Below are 19,947 nucleotides of genomic sequence, written 5' to 3'. Positions count from 1 at the left end.
TTAAAACTTGCTCTAAAAATATCAACTACTGTATCTAAAGTATAGCTATTTATTCAAAACAACGCTTTTAAAACTCAACTGCTGTTACTTTAGTTTCACTTTATCGCAAGGCTCAGCGACATTCAACATATAGATATTCATATAGATATCTAGGCTGATATCCACATGAATATCTATAGCAATAATGAGCTACTCTGATGCTCGCGGTGGCTCATTAGTTTTGGTCAATAAAGAGTCTTCATCACCATAGATATCATCGTTTTCGCCGATCACAATATGCTTATCGACCAAATAGACAATCAGCAAGATAGGTACCCCTATCAGCGCGGTAAAGGTGAAGAAAAATGGATAGCCCAAGTTATCCACGATGGCTCCTGAGTAGCCACCAAACACTTTAGGCAGTAGCGTCATTAATGAGGAAAAAATCGCATATTGCACAGCAGTAAAGCGGATAGAGGTCAGAGCGGATAAGAAAGCAATAAACACCGCACTAGCCAAACCAGCCGCTAAGTTATCAAAGATCACTGCCGTATACATCACTGGTAAACTGCCAGGATGATAGGTCAAAACCACAAACAGCATATTACTGACCGCCGCTAAAATAGCGCCGATCATCATCGCCTGCATCATACGTATCTTTTGTGCCAAGATACCGCCTAAAAAGCCACCAGCAATGACCATAATGACGCCGACTAACTTCACAGCTGTAGCGATATCGGTCTTACTAAAGCCCATATCTTGATAGAAAACGTTAGACATGATACCAGCGACGATATCAGAAACACGGTACAGACCAATCAAGGCCAATAGTAATAAGGCCTTTTTACCATAGCGGCAGAAGAAATCGACGATAGGCTCAATCCAAGTAATATAAGCCATTTTCTTATTCACTAGACCTAGCATGACCAATAGATAGCCGACCAGTAACGACACCCCTAGGCTTGAGAGCATACGAATGACTTCGTATAAAAATGCGACTGCCACATTTTCACTATCAGGCAGTATCTGTCCTGTATAGATAAACATCATGACAAAAGCTGAAACGGCTAAGACGAATACAAAAACTAGGCGGCCATAATCACTCGCTTTTTGCTCAATACGTACTTGGGTACTAATAGGCTCTTTAATTACCAGAGTCGTCACTATGCCGACACCCATCACAGCCGCCATAATCCAATAAGTATTGCGCCAAGCTTCATAACTATATAGAGCTTCCGTTGAGCCGAAATAGTCGGCTAAATATAACGCCCCTGCGCCCGCAAAAATCATGCCTAAACGATAGCCTGCGGTATACATCGCTGATAAGACCGACTGCAAACTCGGCGGTGCTAATTCAATACGATAGGCATCAACCACGATGTCTTGAGTGGCCGATGAAAACCCGAGCAAAACTGCCCCTACTGCCATGTAGGTCAACATATCGTCATTAATAGGATTGACGCTGGCCATAATGCAAATAGCACCAATAATCAGCACTTGCGACACCAACATCCACGCCCGTCTGCGCCCTAACCACTTCGTCAATATAGGCAATGGTACGGCATCGATAAGCGGCGCCCAAATAAACTTAAAAGAATAGCCTAATGCCGCCCAACTAAAAGTCGTAACCACACCACGTTCTATACCCGCCTCACGTAGCCATAACGATAGACTTGAGAAAATTAGTAGAATCGGAATACCGGCGGCAAAGCCTAAAAACAACATGATAATAGCGCGGCGATCAAGATAAGCTTTAGTAGCCTCAGACCAAGACTTTTTGGCGGCTATGCTAGGGGTATTAGCAGGTGGGGTTGCAGACATAATAACTCACCAAAAATTAAAACAAAGAACACAACAGGACGTAACTTTTATCATCTACTCATTATCTATGAGATGATTATACTAATGATAAAACAACTGACGCTGCACTAAGAAAACAGGACTTATGACAAAATTGAATTATGGTACTTGAGAACGCTTATTTTGACTAGACTTTATAGCGATATATTTGCACTCGCAAGCTTAATAAAAGCTCTATTTGTGTTTTATCTATCATAGTCGTAACACCATGTAGCCTAAACTTGCGCAAATGTTGATGGTCACCTTTCATCTCGATCTATTCCGAAGTAACAAATAAGCCAGCATTTTAGACAATAACTATTCTCTAAACAACGATTGATAATTTAAAACATATAATTATTATATATTAGTTTTATAAATCGAAATAACTCTATAATATGTAATGATCGATAACGATAGTGACTCAGGCTATTTTTTATTAAAGTAGCCTATTTAATTTTCACAAAGGAGAAGGCAGATGAGTAATTCGACCTCTAACGATACTAGCAGCAATACCGCCTACAATCTTGGCGATGGCCAAGGTCCGACCATACATAGTGAAAACGTTGATCAATCACAAGCCCCGCAACGCCCTAGCATGGGTGGCTGTCCAGTTATGCATCAAGCCCATACCACTCACGCCTCTGCAGCAACAGACTGGTGGCCTAATGCCCTGAATTTAGATATCTTACATCAGCAAGATCACAAAACAAACCCAATGGGTGCTGACTTTGATTATGCAGAAGCGTTTAAACAGTTAGATCTAGAAGCAGTGAAACAAGACCTTAAAGATTTGATGACTGACTCGCAACAGTGGTGGCCAGCAGATTGGGGACATTACGGCGGTCTAATGATTCGTATGGCTTGGCATTCAGCTGGTACTTATCGTAACTCAGATGGTCGTGGTGGTGCGAGCACAGGTAATCAGCGTTTTGCCCCCCTTAACAGCTGGCCGGATAACGTCAACTTAGATAAAGCTCGTCGTTTGCTTTGGCCAATGAAGAAAAAATACGGTAATAAATTGTCTTGGGCCGATCTTATGATTTTAGCCGGTAACATGGCTTATGAATCAATGGGCTTCAAAACTTTAGGTTTCGCTGGTGGTCGTGCTGATATTTGGCATCCAGAAAAAGATATCTATTGGGGTTCTGAACGTGAATGGCTCGCTGCAACTGAAAATCGCTATGACGATGATAGTGTGCGTACCTCACTTGAAAACCCACTAGCTGCGGTACAAATGGGTCTAATTTATGTTAACCCTGAAGGTGTTGATGGCAATCCTGATCCGCTAAAAACGGCGCAAGATATCCGCACTACATTTGCGCGTATGTCGATGAATGATGAAGAGACTGTGGCTTTAACTGCTGGTGGTCACACCGTTGGTAAATGTCATGGTAACGGCGATGCTACTGTCCTAGAAGATGAGCCAGAAGCTGCTGATATCAATGAGCAAGGTCTAGGCTGGCGTAACCCGAACGGTAGTGGCAACGCAGGCGATACCGTCTCTAGTGGTATCGAGGGCGCTTGGACGACTCATCCTACCCAATGGGATTATGAGTACTTCGAACTGCTATTCAATCATAACTGGGAGCTAACCAAGAGTCCAGCAGGCGCATGGCAGTGGGAACCTACTGATATTAAAGAAGAAGACAGACCTTTAGATGCTCATGATCCTAGCATACGCCGCAACCCTATCATGACTGATGCCGATATGGCGATGATCAAAGATCCTGCTTATCGTAAGATTTCAGAGAACTTTCATCAAAACCCAGAATACTTCGATGAAGTATTTGCTAAAGCTTGGTTTAAATTGACTCACCGTGATTTAGGGCCAAAGTCACGTTATCTAGGTGCTGACGTCCCAGCTGAAGATTTTATCTGGCAAGATCCTATCCCAGCAAGTAACGCTGACTTGAGCGCTGACGATATCGCCAACCTAAAAGCAGAAATTTTGGCAAATATCGACAGTGAGACTTTTAGTCGTCGTGAACTAATCATCACGGCTTGGGATAGCGCTCGTACTTTCCGTGGTTCTGACATTCGTGGCGGTGCCAATGGTGCTCGAATTAGCTTAGCACCCCAAAAAGACTGGGTCGCTAATGAGCCTGAGCAATTGCAACGTGTGCTTGCAGCTTTGACTAACATTCAGACTGCATTTAGCAAAGAAGTCAGTTTAGCCGACCTTATCGTATTAGCCGGTAACACTGCTATTGAGCAAGCAGCCGCTGAAGCTGGAGTAGAGACTAGCATACCGTTCACTGCTTGGCGTGGCGATGCAACTGATGAGATGACTGATAGTGAGTCATTTGACGACCTTGAGCCTCGCCATGATGGCTACCGCAACTGGGTAAAAGAAGACTATGCGGTGTCGCCTGAAGAGATGTTACTTGATCGTACTCAGTTGATGGGACTTACTGCGCCTGAAATGACCGTACTTATCGGTGGTATGCGTGTCCTAGATACTAACTATGCTCATAAGCAGCATGGGGTATTCACTGATCGTGCTGGCGTGCTTAGCAATGATTTCTTCGTTAACTTAACGGATATGAATCTTACTTGGCATCCCCTTAATAACACTAGTGAGGCAAGCCATACGGCCAACTTGTATGAAGTACGCGAGCGTGGTACTGGTGAAGTTAAATGGCAAGCTACTCGTGTCGACTTAGTGTTTGGCTCTAACTCTATTTTGCGTTCTTACGCTGAATTATATGCCCAAGACGACAACTTAGAAAAATTTGTCAATGACTTCACTAAAGCTTGGAACAAAGTAATGAATGCCGATCGTTTTTAATCAATAGCACTCGGTTACTACTTAACGTTAACTAAAACAGCCACCTTACTTAAGGGGGCTGTTTTTTTATTAAAAAGTTTCTCTGAGTACTGTTTAGCTTGAAATATTAGCCTTTTTAACAGCTAATCCTTACAAATATCTTATATTCCATAATAATATAAGCAGATATCTTTTTATTATATACAAGAATAATAACTTTGTTTTACACTAGGCGCTGGTTAGGTTTTGCTCAAAGGGTATGCAACACTCTACCCTCAACCTACTGCAAGATATTAATAGTTTCTGATAGGCATCAATTTAACAAGCATCAATGGCTACTATAGCCGTTAATAAGCACCGATTAACAACCACTATTTTATAAGAAATAATCAACAAGCACTAATTAATAGGAAGTAACATGGCAATCGATGTAGTAGTCAATCAGCGGCATCTACAGATTCAACTTAAGCAGTTGGAGACGGTATGGCATACGGTCATCAATGGCTATAATCTAAGCCAAGCCGCCATAGTGCTGCACACCAGTCAATCGAGCTTGTCTAAGCATATTGCTGCGCTAGAGAACCAACTCAAAACTGAGGTATTCGTTCGTCAAGGCAAACGGCTTACTGGCCTGACCACTATGGGTACTGCCCTGCTACCCCATATTGAAGCCATATTTGCTGAAATACGTACCATTGAGAACTTAAGCCTTGATTTTAATAACCCTAATACGGGTACTTTAACGATTGCCACTACTCATACCCAAGCACGCTATGTATTACCGCAAGTGGTCAAAGAGTTTAAAGCGCGCTTTCCTAAGGTAAATCTAATACTACAACAAGCCGATCCCGAGACTATCGCCCAAATGGTTATTCGTGGCCAAGCTGATATTGGTATCGCTACTGAATCTTTACTGCATAATAATTATCTACGCTGCTATCGTTATTATGATTGGTCACATCGTATTATTTTGCCTAATGACCATGAGCTTGCAGGGGCTGAGAGTATTGACTTGCCGACGCTCGCCAGTTATCCAATCGTCACTTATCATGGCGGCTTTACAGGTCGCGGAGCTATTGATAAAACCTTTGAAGCGGCTGGGTTAGAGCCTGATATTGTACTAGCGGCGCTCGACGCAGACGTGATTAGTACTTATGTAGGACTGGGCTTAGGGATTGGTATTATCGCTGAAATGGCCTTTGAGCCTAGTCATTACCATAACCTCACTGCTATTCCAGTTGATCACTTTGGCCGCTTTACTAGTTGGATGGCGGTGCGTGATGATGCCGAAATTCGTCAATATGGACGTGCTTTTATAGAGCTCTGTCAAAAGCAATTTGATCATAAAGATGAGATTCAATAGCTGATATTTGGGTAGCTATTAATGCCCTATACGCGGCTAATGCTAAAACTTAAGGTCTCACTATTTATTGATAGTGAGACTTTTTTTAATATTTATAAGCTGCGTACTGTAAAACCTTAATATAGAAATCGCTTAAATGAGTCACTGCAGCCTATTAATTTATGAAATCTTATTAAGAATTGTTATCATAATGAACCCTGTCCTTTATATCTATAATAACTGCCCCATTATGTTAAGGGTCAAGCGCTCAAAGCTCTCAATAGACGGTATATCAAAGACCGCCACAATAAGCTAGGAAACGCTTTTAATCCCATAACAATGTCATCACTATTATCTGATGGAAACTGACATTATAAAAACAGGTAAGTTATGAACACTACTATCCCTTTATCCTTTTTAGACTTAGCCCCTGTACCAACCGGTAGCACCATCGCTGACGGTATAGCGCAAACTGTTGAAATTGCCAAAAAATCTGAGCAGGTTGGCTTAAACCGCTATTGGATGGCGGAACATCATAATATGGCTGGTATTGCTAGTGCAGCTACTTCAGTCTTGCTATCACATATTGGTAGCCAAACTAAAAGTATTCGCATCGGCTCCGGCGGTATCATGCTGCCAAACCATGCACCTTTAGTAGTCGCCGAGCAGTTCGGCACTCTAAAAGCACTATATGGTGATCGTATCGATTTAGGTCTGGGCCGGGCACCTGGTACTGACGGCGCTACTTTTCAAGCATTACGTCGGCAGATGAGCGATGCTGAGCGTTTCCCTAATGACGTTCAAGAATTATTATATCTACTAGGCAACGATACTGATGACAGTCCAGTACAAGCCTTTCCTGGTGCCAAATCGAATATACCGCTCTGGATTTTGGGCTCGTCATTATTTGGCGCAACTTTAGCCGCACATTTAGGACTACCGTACGTTTTTGCCTCACATTTTGCCCCGCAAATGCTAGAGCATGCTATCACCGCTTATCGTGAACAGTTCCAACCTTCAGCTTATCTTAGTAAGCCTTATGTAATGCTAGCGGCTAATCTATTACTAGCTGATGATGACGCTACTGCGAACTATCACTTTAGCTCAGCGCAGCAAAGCTTCGTACGCTTACGTCGCAATGAGCGTGGACAAATGCCTAAGCCAGTACACGACATGGATAGTATTTGGAGTGCAAGTGAAAAAGCAATGGTAGATAGTGCGTTATCAGTATCCTTTGTCGGTTCAGTGGCAACTGTACAGCCCAAGCTTGCTGATTTTATAGCCAAATATCAGCCTGACGAGTTGATTGTCACAGCGAATATTTATGATCAAGCAGCACGCCTACACTCGCTTGAACTTATACCGATGCTAAACTTATTTACTTTGCACTCTCCTGTCGCCGCAGCATAATCAGTAGTCAATGATCAACAACCTAATAAATGATCAGCAATGACCAGCAGTCAAAGTCTTATAGTAAATTTTTGGCATGACTGATGTGCTAATATTTTGGCTGCTGATACCAAGCGAGGTTGAGCGACACGCCTAATAATACATAATCGAGCACAGTCAAGGGTAGCTCAAAACGCTCATGCTGCCCCACCCAAGCAATATGCCCCCGCTGCATCACCTCAATGATCGACTGGCCTTGCAGCCTAATCTGCCCATCATTGGTTAGTCTCGAGCCTGTATTTAAATGCAGACTATAGTAGCCGTATCTTTGATGAGCAGCCTAGGTATGAATATAACTTAAAAGGTATGCAGCAGTTATATGCGAAAAATCGGCTTTATGTTATTACTAGCGACTGCCAAACCCTACTCTTAAAGCTATAAGATGGCAGCTAAAGCAAAAAAACCAGTATCGTTATTGAGTGCGATACTGGTTTTTACTTATAGGGATCTGTATTAAGCCCCGACTTGCCTGTTCTATAAGCGCTACATTAGCCCAAAGCCGCGCAATATAGCGGCACCAATCGCCATACCAAACATGCCAATTACCGTAGTAAATCCTAAAATATTAGCCGCCAAGGTATCGTTACCACCCATTGCTTTGGCCATGACATAGCTGGCGGCGGCAGTGGGTGACGCTACCATCAAAAATAATACCCCCATATGCACCCCAGATAATCCAAAGCCTAACCCGACTGCGATCGCTAATAGAGGCGCAACTACAATACGACCCACACTAGCCTGCATGGACAATCCTGAAGGGCTAAGCATAGCCTTCAAATCAATACTGGCCCCTGCACAAATCAATGCTAAAGGTAACGCTACGGCAGCCAGCAAATCACCAGTAGTATGGATAACGCCCGTTATAGGCGGTAACGCTAGTGCTTTATAGGCAAAAGCTGCTAGCAAGGCAATCATTAGCGGATTAGTCGCTAACTTTTTAGCAATCATTAGGCCACGACTGATCCAAGTGTCATCAACACTTTTGGACACCCGACTCAAAGTAATCACTGCTAAAATATTAAATAATATCGTTACGATGCCCATATAGACGGCACCGATACTTAATCCTATTTCGCCATAAGCATTAGTCACAGTAGCTAGACCGATAATGGCCATGTTACTGCGGAATATACCTTGAACAAAAACCCCTTGGTCAGCAGGCGCATTAATGAAGCGCTTGGCATAAGCCTCGGAGCCAAAAAACAGAATAAAGGTAATAATAATACCAGCAATGATCAGAGTCACTTGTTTGGCATAATCGACTTCACTATCAACCACACTGAAGAATAATAAGGCTGGCAGGCAATAGTTAAAGACAAAACCTGATGCTTGGTCAATGAAGGCTTGACTGGCTTGTCCTTTGCGACGCATAAAAAAACCCAACCCCATTAGAGCAAGGTTGGGCAGTACAATAGTAATCGCAAAAATAATAGCAGCGGTCATATATAGGCCCAGATCAATAAGGTAGCTTACCATATAAAATAAAAGTATAAAAAAGCCATCGTTACTGATAACTGGACTGAGTACTAAAAAGCGTAGACGCTAAATACTAGCTTGGCGCAGTAGTAACTATAATTGACTCTAATAAATAATGCGCCTTTATCATAACGATAAAGACGCACTCTATACTACCATTATTAGGCTTTTATTAAGACCCTAAAGCAGCTTTGGCTTTTTTCTGTTTTTTGACAGTCATCGCCAGCAATTGAATAGCGGCTGGTGTCACGCCACTTACTCGGCTAGCCTGCGCTAAAGTTGCCGGACGTACTTGGCTTAGCTTTTGTACCACTTCATTGGACAAGCCTGACACTACGCTATAGTCAAAATCTACTGGTAGCGCCGTGTTCTCAAGGCGTTTCATCTGCTCGATGTCTTCTTGTTGACGGTCAATGTAGCCGGCATATTTGACCGATATTTCGATCTGCTCACCGACTTGGGTGGCCACTTGAGAATTAGTAATAGTCGCGATATCAGCAAAGTGTATTTGGGGGCGCTTGAGCAAATCATAAGCAGTTGATTCTTTCGATAGTACTTCACCAGTCTGCTCAGTAACTTGCTTGCCTAACGCATTGCTTGGCGTTGCCCACATGTCTTTTAAACGCGCTGTTTCAGTACTGATAGCGTCCATTTTTTCTTCATAAGCTTGCCAGCGTGTATCATCGACTAAGCCTAATTTTCGACCAATTTCTGTCAAACGCTGATCGGCGTTATCTTCACGTAGCAGTAGACGATATTCAGCTCGGCTAGTAAACATTCGATACGGTTCAGTAGTCCCATGAGTGATTAGATCATCGACTAGCACACCTAAATAAGCTTGATCACGACGCGGGGTCCAAGTATCGAACTCGCTATTATTGCTAGTCACTAAGGCTGCGTTAGTTCCTGCCAGTAGCCCTTGCACGCCAGCCTCTTCATAGCCAGTAGTGCCGTTGATTTGACCGGCGAAGTACAGCCCATCTATAGACTTAGTCTCTAAGGTTGGCTTTAGGTTTTGTGGATCAAAGTAGTCATATTCAATGGCATAGCCCGGACGTGTAATATGGGCATTCTCTAGGCCTTTCATACTATGAATAAACTCTAGTTGCACATCGAACGGCAAGCTAGTGGAGATACCATTTGGATATAGCTCATGAGTAGTTAAGCCTTCAGGCTCGATAAATATCTGATGGCTGTCTTTATCTGCAAAGCGATGTATCTTGTCTTCGATAGACGGGCAGTAGCGTGGTCCTACGCCTTCGATTTTGCCAGAAAACATCGGCGAGCGATCTAAATTTTCACGAATGATGTCGTGAGTACGCGCGTTAGTATGCGTAATATAACAATTGACTTGTTGTGGGTGCATGGAGACATCGCCCATATAACTCATCGCTGGCAATGGGGTATCGCCAGGCTGAACGCTCATCACACTAAAATCAACACTACGCGCATCAATACGTGCTGGCGTGCCGGTTTTGAGACGGCCTACTGGCAGCTTTAGTTCACGCAAACGATCGGCAAGCTTAATGGAGGGCTGATCCCCTGCTCGTCCGCCTTTTGAGTTCTCTAGACCAATATGTATGACCCCGCCTAGGAAAGTTCCTGTGGTCAAAACAACGGTTTCCGTTTTGAAGATAATACCAGTAGAGGTCACTACTGCGGTGGCGCGACCGTTTTCTACTAAAATATCATCAGCGGCTTGCTGGAATATGTCGAGATTGGCTTGATTCTCCAAAGTATGACGGATAGCAGCTTTGAATAGGACGCGATCGGCCTGCGCACGGGTCGCTCGCACCGCAGCACCTTTGCGACTGTTCAATACTCGAAACTGAATACCAGACTTGTCAGTAGCTAGTGCCATAGCGCCACCAAGCGCATCGATTTCACGCACTAGATGCGATTTTCCGATACCGCCAATAGCTGGATTACAGCTCATCTGCCCAAGCGTCTCAATATTATGAGTCAATAGCAAAGTCTGCGCCCCCATACGTGCAGCCGCTAATGCCGCTTCTGTTCCGGCATGACCACCACCGATCACTACCACATCGTAAATTTTTGGGTATTGCATGTTTGCCTCGCTTGATTGGCTATACAGTACTACTATAAAGTCCAGCCATTATTTAGCTGATACCTTATTGAGTATTAGATAAGCGTCAATCGTATGTAAAAAATAGATAACTGTTAATTATAGCAATTTTTGTCACTATACTGGTAATAACTATAAGACTGATTATAAAACCTATCTTTATAGCAAACCGTATGTAATAGACAGTATGATTATGGAGCAGTAGCAGAATAAACCTTCGTAGCAAAAATCTCAGCGCTATAACTGATATCGCCCTAAACTATAGCGCTATGAACCATAACTTGTTAAATCATAGCAGTGTAAACAACACCCTTATAATTTAGTCATTAAAAATCATTGCTGTTATCAGTATCATCAAAGCCATTACTCATACCAGTGCCCATAGACGCCACGCTATCCGGTTGACTGGCCACCATATGCTGGCTGCCATAACCTTCAGGATTAATTTGTAAATAAGCGTTCATCTGACCTATAGCATCACCATCATCACTTAGCAAAATTTGTGCTTTAATGATATCAACTGGCGGAAAAGGTAAATTTTTCAACAAAGCTAAGCGTTGCTGATTATCACCCTTATCAACGACCATCTCGATTAGCTGACGCACATCAATAGGTAGGTCTGGTGTACTCTGAGCTAGCAAAGCCAAATGATAAGCGCCCGCTGCATCTTGATCGGCAACCACTCGACGTTCAATCGCTAAATAAGTGGCTTCAGTTGCACCGCCTGCTACGCTGAGCTGATGAATACATTTTAGTGCTGAATTCGCTTCATTATCAGCAATATCAATGATACGTGTTGAATCCAGTTTTAGCCGTTCACGTCGAATCTCTATAGCTTGTTGCGCGCTATCGTCTTGAGTATTAGCTTGGTGCTCACTAGCTTGGCTAGTCATATCAGTAGTTTGGTTAGTCATTGATGCCTCTTATTATTTATTCTGTGTTAATGCACTAATTATCTTATGTCCTATATGGGGTTATAAGCCATAAAAACAATAAACCCTGCCAGCTTGCTGATCAATAGCAAAAAGCCCAAGCAATCATTAGCAGATTACTTGGGCTTACTACAGATTACTTGGGCTTACTACAGATTGCTTAGACTTAATACTTAGGTGTGTCACTTGTGCTAAGTTTTATTAATCCTTAAAAAACAGCTATTCAAGTATTATAAAACCCACAAACAGCTTCCCTGCTAAAATTAAGCAGCTGGGCTGTTAGCTTCAACTAAAGGCTTCAGCTCGCCTGATTGATACATTTGCAAGATAATATCAGAACCACCCATCAATTCACCATCAATCCACAATTGTGGAAAAGTTGGCCAGTTAGCCACTTTAGGTAAAGTTGCACGAATTTCTGGGTTCTCTAAAATGTTTACAAAGGCAAATGGACGACCGATCTGAGTCAACACTTCGATAGAACGCGCTGAAAAGCCACATTGCGGAAATTGTGGCGTGCCTTTCATGTACAAGATAACTTTATTGTCTTTAATTTGATCACGGATCAATTGTTCGACATCATTTGCAGCAGTATTTGGGGTCTGTTCGCTCATAAAAGCTCCTATCGGTTAGACGGTTTGTTAAAAGTAATAGTATTTAAAAAATTTTAAAGCTGAAAATTTAGAAAACAGGTTTAAAGACGCTATTCAAAGGCTGTATTTAAAGGCTATGTTTAAACGCCATGTTTAAAGTCTAATTGAGCTATTGCTGATAGATGAGGCAGTCATTACCCTATTACAAGCACTAGGCCATTGATTTGTCCGTATCAAGCAAACCACAGCTCATATTTATTTGGCTATTGATCATTTTTTATCAATAGTACCACGGCATTGGCCATTATGCCCTCTTGGCGACCAGTAAAGCCTAACTTTTCGCTGGTAGTCGCCTTAACGCTAATACAGGAGATATCTGTCTGTAAGTCGCTGGCGATGTTAGTGCGCATAGCTTGGTTGTGAGGAGCAATTTTTGGCCGCTCACAGATAATAGTAATATCAGCATTACCCAAACGATACCCTGCCGCTGCTATTTTGCCATAGACATAACGTAGTAATACCCGCGAATCCAAACCAGCATGCGCCATATCAGTATCAGGAAAGTGTTGACCGATATCGCCTAGCGCCAAAGCACCAAGCAAAGCATCAGCTAGTGCATGTAGTACCACATCGCCATCAGAATGTGCCAACAAGCTGTGGCTGTGTTCAATCGCCACCCCTGCCAGCATCACCTGCTGCTGCTGCTCACCATTATTATAAAAAGCGTGAACATCGATACCTTGACCGATTTTTATCATGATAACTCCAAAGTTTAGCAAAACTATTAACAAACTTCTAAAGCCGTTAGTAAATTTATAAAACGGTTACACGGCTCAGCTCGTCAGTTGTTTTAATTAACTGCTATAATATGACGCTTATTTTATCATACGTTGTTGAGTGCACTATGTCAGCTACCCAAAATTTTTGTTCTCATGCTCCTCTAACCTTAAGCAATATTGCTAACCCAACAGCCACACGAGTTATCGTTGGTATGTCAGGCGGGGTTGATTCCTCTGTATCTGCAGTATTGTTACAGCAAGCCGGCTTTATCGTCGAAGGGCTGTTTATGAAAAACTGGGAAGAGGACGACGGTAGTGAATACTGCACAGCGATGGACGACTTAGCGGATGCTCAGTCTGTCTGCGATAAGATCGGCATCAAGCTGCATACCGCTAACTTTGCTATGGAATATTGGGATCGTGTCTTTGAGCACTTTTTAGCGGAGTATAAAGCTGGTCGCACCCCTAATCCTGATATCTTATGCAATAAAGAGATTAAGTTCAAAGCCTTTTTGGACTACGCCTTAACCCTTGGCGCTGATTATATTGCCACTGGTCATTATACTCGTCGCAGTGTCAATTATACCAACAGCAATGGGATTGAAGTTGCGCAGTTATTACGTGGCTTGGATAACAATAAAGACCAAAGTTACTTTTTGCATGCGGTTGGTGGCGATAAACTTGCCAAGACATTGTTCCCCGTTGGTGAGCTTGAAAAGCCAGTTGTCCGTCAAATCGCTGAACAGCATGATTTGATTACGGCTAATAAAAAAGACTCTACTGGTATTTGTTTCATTGGTGAACGTCGGTTTAAGGACTTTTTACAGCAGTACTTGCCAGCACAAAAAGGCGAGGTGGTCACTGATGATGGTCACGTCATAGGCACTCATGATGGACTGATGTATTACACTTTAGGTCAGCGCGGTGGCATCGGTATCGGCGGTGTGAAAGACCGCCCAGAAGAGCCGTGGTTTGTATTGGCAAAAGACTTAGATAACAATCGTCTTATCGTCGGTCAAGGCCATGAACACTCAATGATGATGAGTACTCAGTTACAGGCTTATAAGCTTGATTGGGTTGATGGTCTACCGCCTGCTGCTATCTTCAGTGCTGAAGGTTTACCTTGTATGGCAAAATCACGCTATCGTCAACCAGACCAAGCCTGCCGAGTTTTCGCTACTAACGCTGATGGTAGCGAGGTAAAGGTAGTATTCGATGAGCTCCAGCGTGCCGTCACCCCAGGTCAGTCAGCGGTATTTTATATCGATGAAGTGTGCTTAGGCGGTGGAGTCATTGCCTCTATTAATGCGCCTCGCCACCTCTAAAGCCAATTATAGAAGCGCAATACTAGCTACTGACCAAAAAAAGCCATAACCCGCTTTAATCCTCAGTTTTTTGTGCTAACTCTTGTTATAATCATCTGCCAAAACCTCACAACCGCACCATAAATTGTTTCACTTACTGTTAATTGAAAGGTATTGCTATGACTACCCCTTTATCTGCCTTGACTGCCCTCTCTCCAATCGATGGCCGCTATGCATCGAAAGCTGACAGTCTCCGTCCTTATTTGTCTGAATTCGGTCTTATTAAAGCTCGCGTTACTGTTGAAATTCGTTGGTTACAGTCGTTAGCTGATAATAATGCAATCGGCGAATTAGCCGCTTTTGATACCGCTACTAATGCCTTTTTGAATGCTATCGTTGATAACTTTAGTGAAGAAGATGCACAAGCAATCAAAGATATCGAAGCAACAACCAATCACGATGTCAAAGCAGTTGAGTACTTTATAAAAGATAAATTCCGTGGCCAAGCAGCGCTAAACGATTCTCTAGAGTTTATTCATTTCGCTTGTACTAGCGAAGATATCAATAACTTGTCTTATGCCTTGATGCTTAAAGACAGCCGTAGCATCGTGTTAGACAAAATGCAGCAAATGATTGATAGTATTGTCGATTTAGCGATTACGCATGCTGACCAACCTATGCTGTCACGTACGCATGGTCAAACCGCTAGTCCTACCACTTTAGGTAAAGAGATGGCCAACGTCGCTTATCGTTTGGCTCGTCAAATCAAACAGATCGAAAAAGTTGAATTATTAGGTAAAATTAATGGTGCAGTAGGTAATTATAATGCCCATTATTCGGCATATCCTGATGTTGACTGGCAGTCTCATGCTGAAGCCTTTATCGATGAGCGTTTGGCATTGACTTTCAACCCGTATACTACTCAGATTGAGCCGCATGACTATATCGCTGAATTGTTCGATGCTATTAAGCGCTTCAACACTATTCTGATCGATTTTAACCGTGATATTTGGCAGTATATTAGCTTAGGCTATTTCAAACAGCGTCTAAAAGAAGGTGAAGTGGGCTCCTCTACTATGCCGCATAAAGTAAACCCTATTGACTTTGAAAACTCAGAAGGCAATCTAGGGGTAGCTAACGCCATGCTGGCTCATTTGGGCGAAAAATTACCTATCTCACGGATGCAGCGTGATTTGTCAGATTCGACAGTATTACGTAATATCGGTGTCGGTCTAGCCCAAAGTATGATCGCCTATGATGCTTGCCTAAAAGGCGTCAGTAAGCTTGAGCTCAATGCACAACGTTTAGATAGCGATCTTGATCAAGCGCAAGAATTACTAGCAGAACCGATTCAAACCGTTATGCGCCGCTACCGTGTTGAAAACCCTTATGAGAAGCTAAAAGCATTGACTCGTGGTAATGCTATGACTCGTGAAGCGATGCTAACTTTCGTCGAAAGCGATGAGCTATCTGCGGTGAGTGCTGAGGATAAAGCTCGCCTTCGTGCCCTAACACCTGCCACTTATATCGGTAATGCCGCTGAACAAGCACGTACTATTAAAGAGTGGATTGCTAAGCTATAGACAACCCAATAGCAGGCCAAATGAGTCGATCCTCAAAGGCGGTAGTGATAAGCAGCATTATGGTAGTAATCATAATACTGCTGGCCAGTATCGAGCCATTAGAATGGTCGAGCTACTTGCTACATCAAGCAGGTACCTTAGTGTTTTTAGCTATGCTATTGGCGCTGTATCGTTACTGGCAAATAACTTCGCGAGCCTATGTGCTCGCGACTTTTTTTTTGTTAATTCATATTGTCGGGGCACGCTACTTGTATTCGTACGTACCTTATGATGAGTGGACCCAGCAGTTATTCAACATAAAGCTAAGCACACTATTTGGCTGGCAACGTAATATGTACGATCGCTTAGTGCATTTCAGCTACGGCTTATTATTATTTAGCACAATGTATCAAAGCCTACAACACTTACTAAAAATACCATCGCCAAAGCAATTGATCGTCATTACTTTAATGCTCAATATGTCTACTAGCTTACTCTATGAGCTTTTTGAATGGGGTATCGCCACTACTCTATCGCCAGATGCCGCTGAAGCCTATAATGGTCAACAAGGGGATGTTTGGGATGCGCATAAGGATATGGCACTAGCCTTAGCTGGTGGTATTATTGCAGCGATTTTTTATGCTAAGCGCCTAAGAGTAAACGCCATAAATAAGTACCCATAAAGCCTATAGCACTGGTCGTTAGTCTTACTCCTTATCGTGCTTTTTACTACTATCACCAGGGATAATGGCCTTACCAACGGCTACCGTGCCTTTGGCAATACCTTTAGTGGTTTTATAAGCCACTTTTACTGGTACAGTGACTAACTTGTGTACACAAGCTTGTAGGAAAAATAGGCTAGCAATTATGGCGATAATCTGTAATTTTTTCATGAGCTTCTTACTGTAAGTAGAATAATAAGCAATCATAAACTATTAAAATATTTTTCTAAAGCAAAGCTAGCATTTTTATGCAAATAGTTGTTTTTTAACCCCTTAAATAATACGGATTTATTAATGAGCTCTTTAAAATTATGCTTGCCTGACTCGATAACCCCAGAGCAGTTTTTAAGCGACTACTGGCAAAAAAAACCGTTACTAATTAGACAAGGTTTGCCGCAGCTCATAGCTATGTTTGAACCTGATGATATTTTGAACTTGGCACTAGATGAAGATGCTACGGCTAGATTATTAACTCAGCAAGCATCCCCTTCATCAGCATCCACTAGCCTCAAGAATGGTGACCCTGATAAACAAAACCATGCTCAATGGCAAGTAAAGAAAAGTCCTTTAAGCGCCGCGGACTTTGATGGCTTGCCAGAGCAATGGACAGTGCTAGTACAGAACCTTGAGCAATGGTCGCCTGAGCTTGGCCAGTTGTGGCAAGCTTTTGACTTCATTCCGCAGTGGCAGCGTGATGACATCATGGTATCTTACGCTCCTAAAGGCGGGTCAGTAGGTAAGCATTATGATGATTACGATGTATTTTTAGCACAAGGCTATGGCTCTAGACGCTGGCAATTAGGTAAGTTCTGTGATGAGCATACTGAGTTCGTCGAAGGTGAGCCTATTCGTATCTTTGATGATATGGGTGAGATAATATTTGATGAAGTTTTAGCTGCTGGTGATGTGTTATACGTACCGCCTAAGCTAGCTCATTTTGGCTTAGCAGAAGATGACTGCCTTACTTTTTCATTTGGCTGTCGCCGTCCGAATCTGATGCAAATCATCGATAGTTTAGCTGATGTAGCTACTAATCATAGCAAGCTGTTTATTCCGATGTTATTACCACAAACCGTGCAGGCGTCAGGTGAATTGCAAGCCGCTAGTATTGAGGCTATTACCGCTCAATTACTACAGCTACTGCAGTCAGACTTGGGTGCTGATATCATTCGGCAAGCCGTCTGCGAAGTAGTCAGTAAGCGTCAATACGATGTGCTGGTTCCAGAAGAAAGCTTAACTACTGATGAGCTGATACAAGCCTTAGCTGAAGGGGCGACCTTACAAGCTGACTATAGTAATCGGCTTCTTTATAACAAAGCTGGCACTAAGCCACACAATGGTTTAGTGACGTTATACGCTAATGGTCAACGACTTGACGGCTTGGATGAAACCGCAACTAAGCTTTTAATGCGCTTAGCGGACGGTGAAGTTATTAAAGAAGATGACGTAAATGATATTGATGCTGACGAGTTAATGGAATGGTTAGACAATGGTTGGATATGGCTAGATTATCCAGAGTAATGTCACTTAGCGGCTGTTAGATTGAGCTTATACACCCTAAGAACCCGATGACTAGAGATGATAGACGCTAGAAATCGGGTTTTTTATCGGCTATTACTAGCTTAAATGACAGCAATAGTCATTTGATTACAGTAAGAAAAAATACGCCCACAGCCCTACGATCACCGTACAAATGATATTAAGAACTACCCCAACACGTATCATCTCGGTCTGCTTAATCAGCCCAGTACCGAACACAATGGCATTGGGTGGCGTGGCCACAGGTAGCATAAAGGCACAAGAAGCACCGATACCTATGATTAATACTAACACCTCTTTTGGTAAGCCCATTTGTTGAGAAATAGCTGCAAATACTGGGACTAGTAAAGCGGCTGATGCAGTATTTGAGGCAAACTCTGTTAAGAATATAATAAATCCCGATACGGCAATCATAACCACAATGATAGGCGATGCTGCTAAGGCATTAGCGACCGTAGTACCTAATACTAGCGATGCACCTGAAACCTCCAGCACTGTGGATAAAGCAATACCACCACCGAACAGCATAAGCACGCCCCAGTCCGTATTATCAGACACCTCTTTCCATGAGACTAACCCTAAGCTGACAACCGCTGCTGCTGCCGTTAAGGCAACGAGAGCATCGGTATCGGTAATATCCAATGCCGCGCCGATCTTCTTGGAGAATATCCAGCTCAATGCCGTCACTATAAATACGATAATGGTCACTACGCGCGGCTTAGTCCAAGCAATAGGCTCAGCTTCACTAAGCGTGACCTTACGCTTAAGGTTAGGTTTGAGTACTACGTACATCGACCCTATCACCACTGGCAATAGTACCAACATAATAGGAATGCCAAATTTCATCCAGTCAATAAAGGTGATATCCAGCGCCTTAGCAGCGATAGCATTGGGAGGGGAACCGACGATAGTCCCTAACCCTCCTAAGCTGGCAGAATAAGCGATACCTAGGAGCACAAATACAAAAGTACCTCGGTCTTCTTCGCGGTCAACTTGAGTCAAAATACCTAAGGCTAAGGGCAACATCATAGCAGCAGTAGCGGTATTAGAAATCCACATTGACAAGAATGCAGTGACCCCAAATATCAAAAATACTGCAGTACCCAGCTTACCTCCTGACAGTGACAAGATCTTTAGCGCAATCTTTTTATCCAGCTGTTGGACATGCAAAGCTGCTGCTAGGGCGAAGCCACCAAAAAACAGATATATAATGGGACTAGCGAAACTCTGCAAACCTATTTTAGCATCGAAATCTGGTATACCGATTAGCGCGCCAATCACTATCACTAGTAATGCGGTAATAGTTACGTGCAAGGCTTCAGTTAGCCACAGCACACCAATGAAAAACAGTAAAGCTAGCCCTTTATTGGCACTATCATCGTAAGGTAATACATTGTAAATGAGTATACTAATGATCGCTGCTATCGCTACCACTATTAGGCCTTTACCTGTGCCTTTAGGAAAGGTGTCGGTAAATAAATATCCAGCGCCATCATCAGGAAGATGGCTATCTAATTTTTGCTCTGACATAAGATGTCCTTATTGTGCAAAGAGGTTTCATTAGGAATAAGGGAT

Annotated in this window: 16 protein-coding genes; 7 read left to right on the top strand and 9 right to left on the bottom strand. The window is 42.9% G+C overall.

The genetic code is table 11. The annotated features are described in order from the left end of the window. Positions 1-189 precede the first annotated feature (189 nt). The gene (locus KZA12_RS02915; RefSeq protein ID WP_218689145.1) at positions 190-1,800 is read right to left on the bottom strand and encodes an MFS transporter; all 1,611 of its coding nucleotides are present in this window, start codon (positions 1,798-1,800) and stop codon (positions 190-192) included. A gap of 616 nt (positions 1,801-2,416) precedes the next feature. Between KZA12_RS02915 and katG the strand changes: the two genes are divergently transcribed. The 3 genes from katG (at position 2,417) to KZA12_RS02900 (ending at position 7,340) form a co-directional block, all read left to right on the top strand. Next, a complete protein-coding gene (gene katG, locus KZA12_RS02910; RefSeq protein ID WP_227677210.1) occupies positions 2,417-4,609 on the top strand; it encodes a catalase/peroxidase HPI in 2,193 nt (730 codons plus the stop codon). Positions 4,610-5,006: 397 nt separating this feature from the next. Then, positions 5,007-5,951 carry a LysR substrate-binding domain-containing protein gene (locus KZA12_RS02905; protein WP_201622792.1) on the top strand — a complete coding sequence of 315 codons (945 nt, stop codon included), beginning with the start codon at positions 5,007-5,009 and terminating at the stop codon, positions 5,949-5,951. A gap of 369 nt (positions 5,952-6,320) precedes the next feature. Beyond that, complete coding sequence (locus tag KZA12_RS02900) at positions 6,321-7,340, top strand: LLM class flavin-dependent oxidoreductase (protein WP_218689144.1); 1,020 nt, start codon at positions 6,321-6,323, stop codon at positions 7,338-7,340. A gap of 88 nt (positions 7,341-7,428) precedes the next feature. On the opposite strand, the gene KZA12_RS02895 is transcribed toward KZA12_RS02900, so the two are convergent. The 6 genes from KZA12_RS02895 to ispF all read right to left on the bottom strand — a co-directional run bounded on the left by KZA12_RS02895 (position 7,429) and on the right by ispF (position 13,224). Next, positions 7,429-7,557 (bottom strand): hypothetical protein, encoded by a 129-nt coding sequence (locus tag KZA12_RS02895; protein WP_256932786.1) that lies wholly within the window; start codon positions 7,555-7,557, stop codon positions 7,429-7,431. 305 nt (positions 7,558-7,862) lie between these two features. Then, positions 7,863-8,822, bottom strand: a complete 960-nt coding sequence (locus KZA12_RS02890) for an AEC family transporter (protein WP_218689143.1) — start codon at positions 8,820-8,822, stop codon at positions 7,863-7,865. 205 nt (positions 8,823-9,027) lie between these two features. Further along, a complete protein-coding gene (gene mnmG, locus KZA12_RS02885; RefSeq protein WP_218689142.1) occupies positions 9,028-10,923 on the bottom strand; it encodes a tRNA uridine-5-carboxymethylaminomethyl(34) synthesis enzyme MnmG in 1,896 nt (631 codons plus the stop codon). Between the two features lie 344 nt (positions 10,924-11,267). Further along, entirely contained in the window at positions 11,268-11,855 is a 588-nt protein-coding gene (locus KZA12_RS02880) for a hypothetical protein (RefSeq protein WP_373416562.1), read from the bottom strand. A gap of 281 nt (positions 11,856-12,136) precedes the next feature. Further along, complete coding sequence (gene grxD / locus KZA12_RS02875; RefSeq protein WP_201622788.1) at positions 12,137-12,487, bottom strand: Grx4 family monothiol glutaredoxin; 351 nt, start codon at positions 12,485-12,487, stop codon at positions 12,137-12,139. A gap of 242 nt (positions 12,488-12,729) precedes the next feature. Further along, entirely contained in the window at positions 12,730-13,224 is a 495-nt protein-coding gene (gene ispF / locus KZA12_RS02870; RefSeq protein WP_201622787.1) for a 2-C-methyl-D-erythritol 2,4-cyclodiphosphate synthase, read from the bottom strand. Positions 13,225-13,370: 146 nt separating this feature from the next. On the opposite strand from ispF, the gene mnmA reads away from it, so the two are divergent. The 3 genes from mnmA (at position 13,371) to KZA12_RS02855 (ending at position 16,794) form a co-directional block, all read left to right on the top strand. After that, on the top strand, positions 13,371-14,570 hold the full coding sequence (gene mnmA, locus KZA12_RS02865; protein WP_201622786.1) for a tRNA 2-thiouridine(34) synthase MnmA: 1,200 nt from the start codon (positions 13,371-13,373) through the stop codon (positions 14,568-14,570). Between the two features lie 158 nt (positions 14,571-14,728). Further along, on the top strand, positions 14,729-16,132 hold the full coding sequence (gene purB / locus KZA12_RS02860) for an adenylosuccinate lyase (RefSeq protein WP_218689141.1): 1,404 nt from the start codon (positions 14,729-14,731) through the stop codon (positions 16,130-16,132). Positions 16,133-16,152: 20 nt separating this feature from the next. Beyond that, positions 16,153-16,794: a DUF2238 domain-containing protein gene (locus tag KZA12_RS02855; protein ID WP_218689140.1), complete on the top strand. Its 642-nt coding sequence runs from the start codon at positions 16,153-16,155 to the stop codon at positions 16,792-16,794. Between the two features lie 24 nt (positions 16,795-16,818). Here KZA12_RS02855 and KZA12_RS02850 read toward each other — a convergent pair whose 3' ends face one another. Next, a complete protein-coding gene (locus tag KZA12_RS02850; RefSeq protein WP_201622783.1) occupies positions 16,819-17,004 on the bottom strand; it encodes an NF038104 family lipoprotein in 186 nt (61 codons plus the stop codon). A 123-nt stretch (positions 17,005-17,127) separates the two neighbouring features. On the opposite strand from KZA12_RS02850, the gene KZA12_RS02845 reads away from it, so the two are divergent. Next, positions 17,128-18,354 (top strand): cupin domain-containing protein, encoded by a 1,227-nt coding sequence (locus tag KZA12_RS02845; protein WP_218689139.1) that lies wholly within the window; start codon positions 17,128-17,130, stop codon positions 18,352-18,354. Between the two features lie 126 nt (positions 18,355-18,480). On the opposite strand, the gene KZA12_RS02840 is transcribed toward KZA12_RS02845, so the two are convergent. Next, complete coding sequence (locus tag KZA12_RS02840; protein ID WP_218689138.1) at positions 18,481-19,902, bottom strand: DASS family sodium-coupled anion symporter; 1,422 nt, start codon at positions 19,900-19,902, stop codon at positions 18,481-18,483. Positions 19,903-19,947 lie beyond the last annotated feature (45 nt).

This window comes from Psychrobacter sp. BF1 (genome assembly GCF_019279065.1).
GTDB lineage: Bacteria > Pseudomonadota > Gammaproteobacteria > Pseudomonadales > Moraxellaceae > Psychrobacter > Psychrobacter urativorans.
This window is presented reverse-complemented; position numbering and strand designations above follow the sequence as displayed.

Excerpts from the sequence above, each read along its gene's own strand:
- KZA12_RS02915 (WP_218689145.1), bottom strand. The coding sequence starts at position 1,800 with ATGTCTGCAACCCCACCTGCTAATACCCCTAGCATAGCCGCCAAAAAG.
- katG (WP_227677210.1), top strand. The coding sequence starts at position 2,417 with ATGGGTGGCTGTCCAGTTATGCATCAAGCCCATACCACTCACGCCTCT.
- KZA12_RS02905 (WP_201622792.1), top strand. The coding sequence starts at position 5,007 with ATGGCAATCGATGTAGTAGTCAATCAGCGGCATCTACAGATTCAACTT.
- KZA12_RS02900 (WP_218689144.1), top strand. The coding sequence starts at position 6,321 with ATGAACACTACTATCCCTTTATCCTTTTTAGACTTAGCCCCTGTACCA.
- KZA12_RS02890 (WP_218689143.1), bottom strand. The coding sequence starts at position 8,822 with ATGACCGCTGCTATTATTTTTGCGATTACTATTGTACTGCCCAACCTT.
- mnmG (WP_218689142.1), bottom strand. The coding sequence starts at position 10,923 with ATGCAATACCCAAAAATTTACGATGTGGTAGTGATCGGTGGTGGTCAT.
- KZA12_RS02880 (WP_373416562.1), bottom strand. The coding sequence starts at position 11,855 with ATGACTAACCAAACTACTGATATGACTAGCCAAGCTAGTGAGCACCAA.
- grxD (WP_201622788.1), bottom strand. The coding sequence starts at position 12,487 with ATGAGCGAACAGACCCCAAATACTGCTGCAAATGATGTCGAACAATTG.
- ispF (WP_201622787.1), bottom strand. The coding sequence starts at position 13,224 with ATGATAAAAATCGGTCAAGGTATCGATGTTCACGCTTTTTATAATAAT.
- mnmA (WP_201622786.1), top strand. The coding sequence starts at position 13,371 with ATGTCAGCTACCCAAAATTTTTGTTCTCATGCTCCTCTAACCTTAAGC.
- purB (WP_218689141.1), top strand. The coding sequence starts at position 14,729 with ATGACTACCCCTTTATCTGCCTTGACTGCCCTCTCTCCAATCGATGGC.
- KZA12_RS02855 (WP_218689140.1), top strand. The coding sequence starts at position 16,153 with ATGAGTCGATCCTCAAAGGCGGTAGTGATAAGCAGCATTATGGTAGTA.
- KZA12_RS02850 (WP_201622783.1), bottom strand. The coding sequence starts at position 17,004 with ATGAAAAAATTACAGATTATCGCCATAATTGCTAGCCTATTTTTCCTA.
- KZA12_RS02845 (WP_218689139.1), top strand. The coding sequence starts at position 17,128 with ATGAGCTCTTTAAAATTATGCTTGCCTGACTCGATAACCCCAGAGCAG.
- KZA12_RS02840 (WP_218689138.1), bottom strand. The coding sequence starts at position 19,902 with ATGTCAGAGCAAAAATTAGATAGCCATCTTCCTGATGATGGCGCTGGA.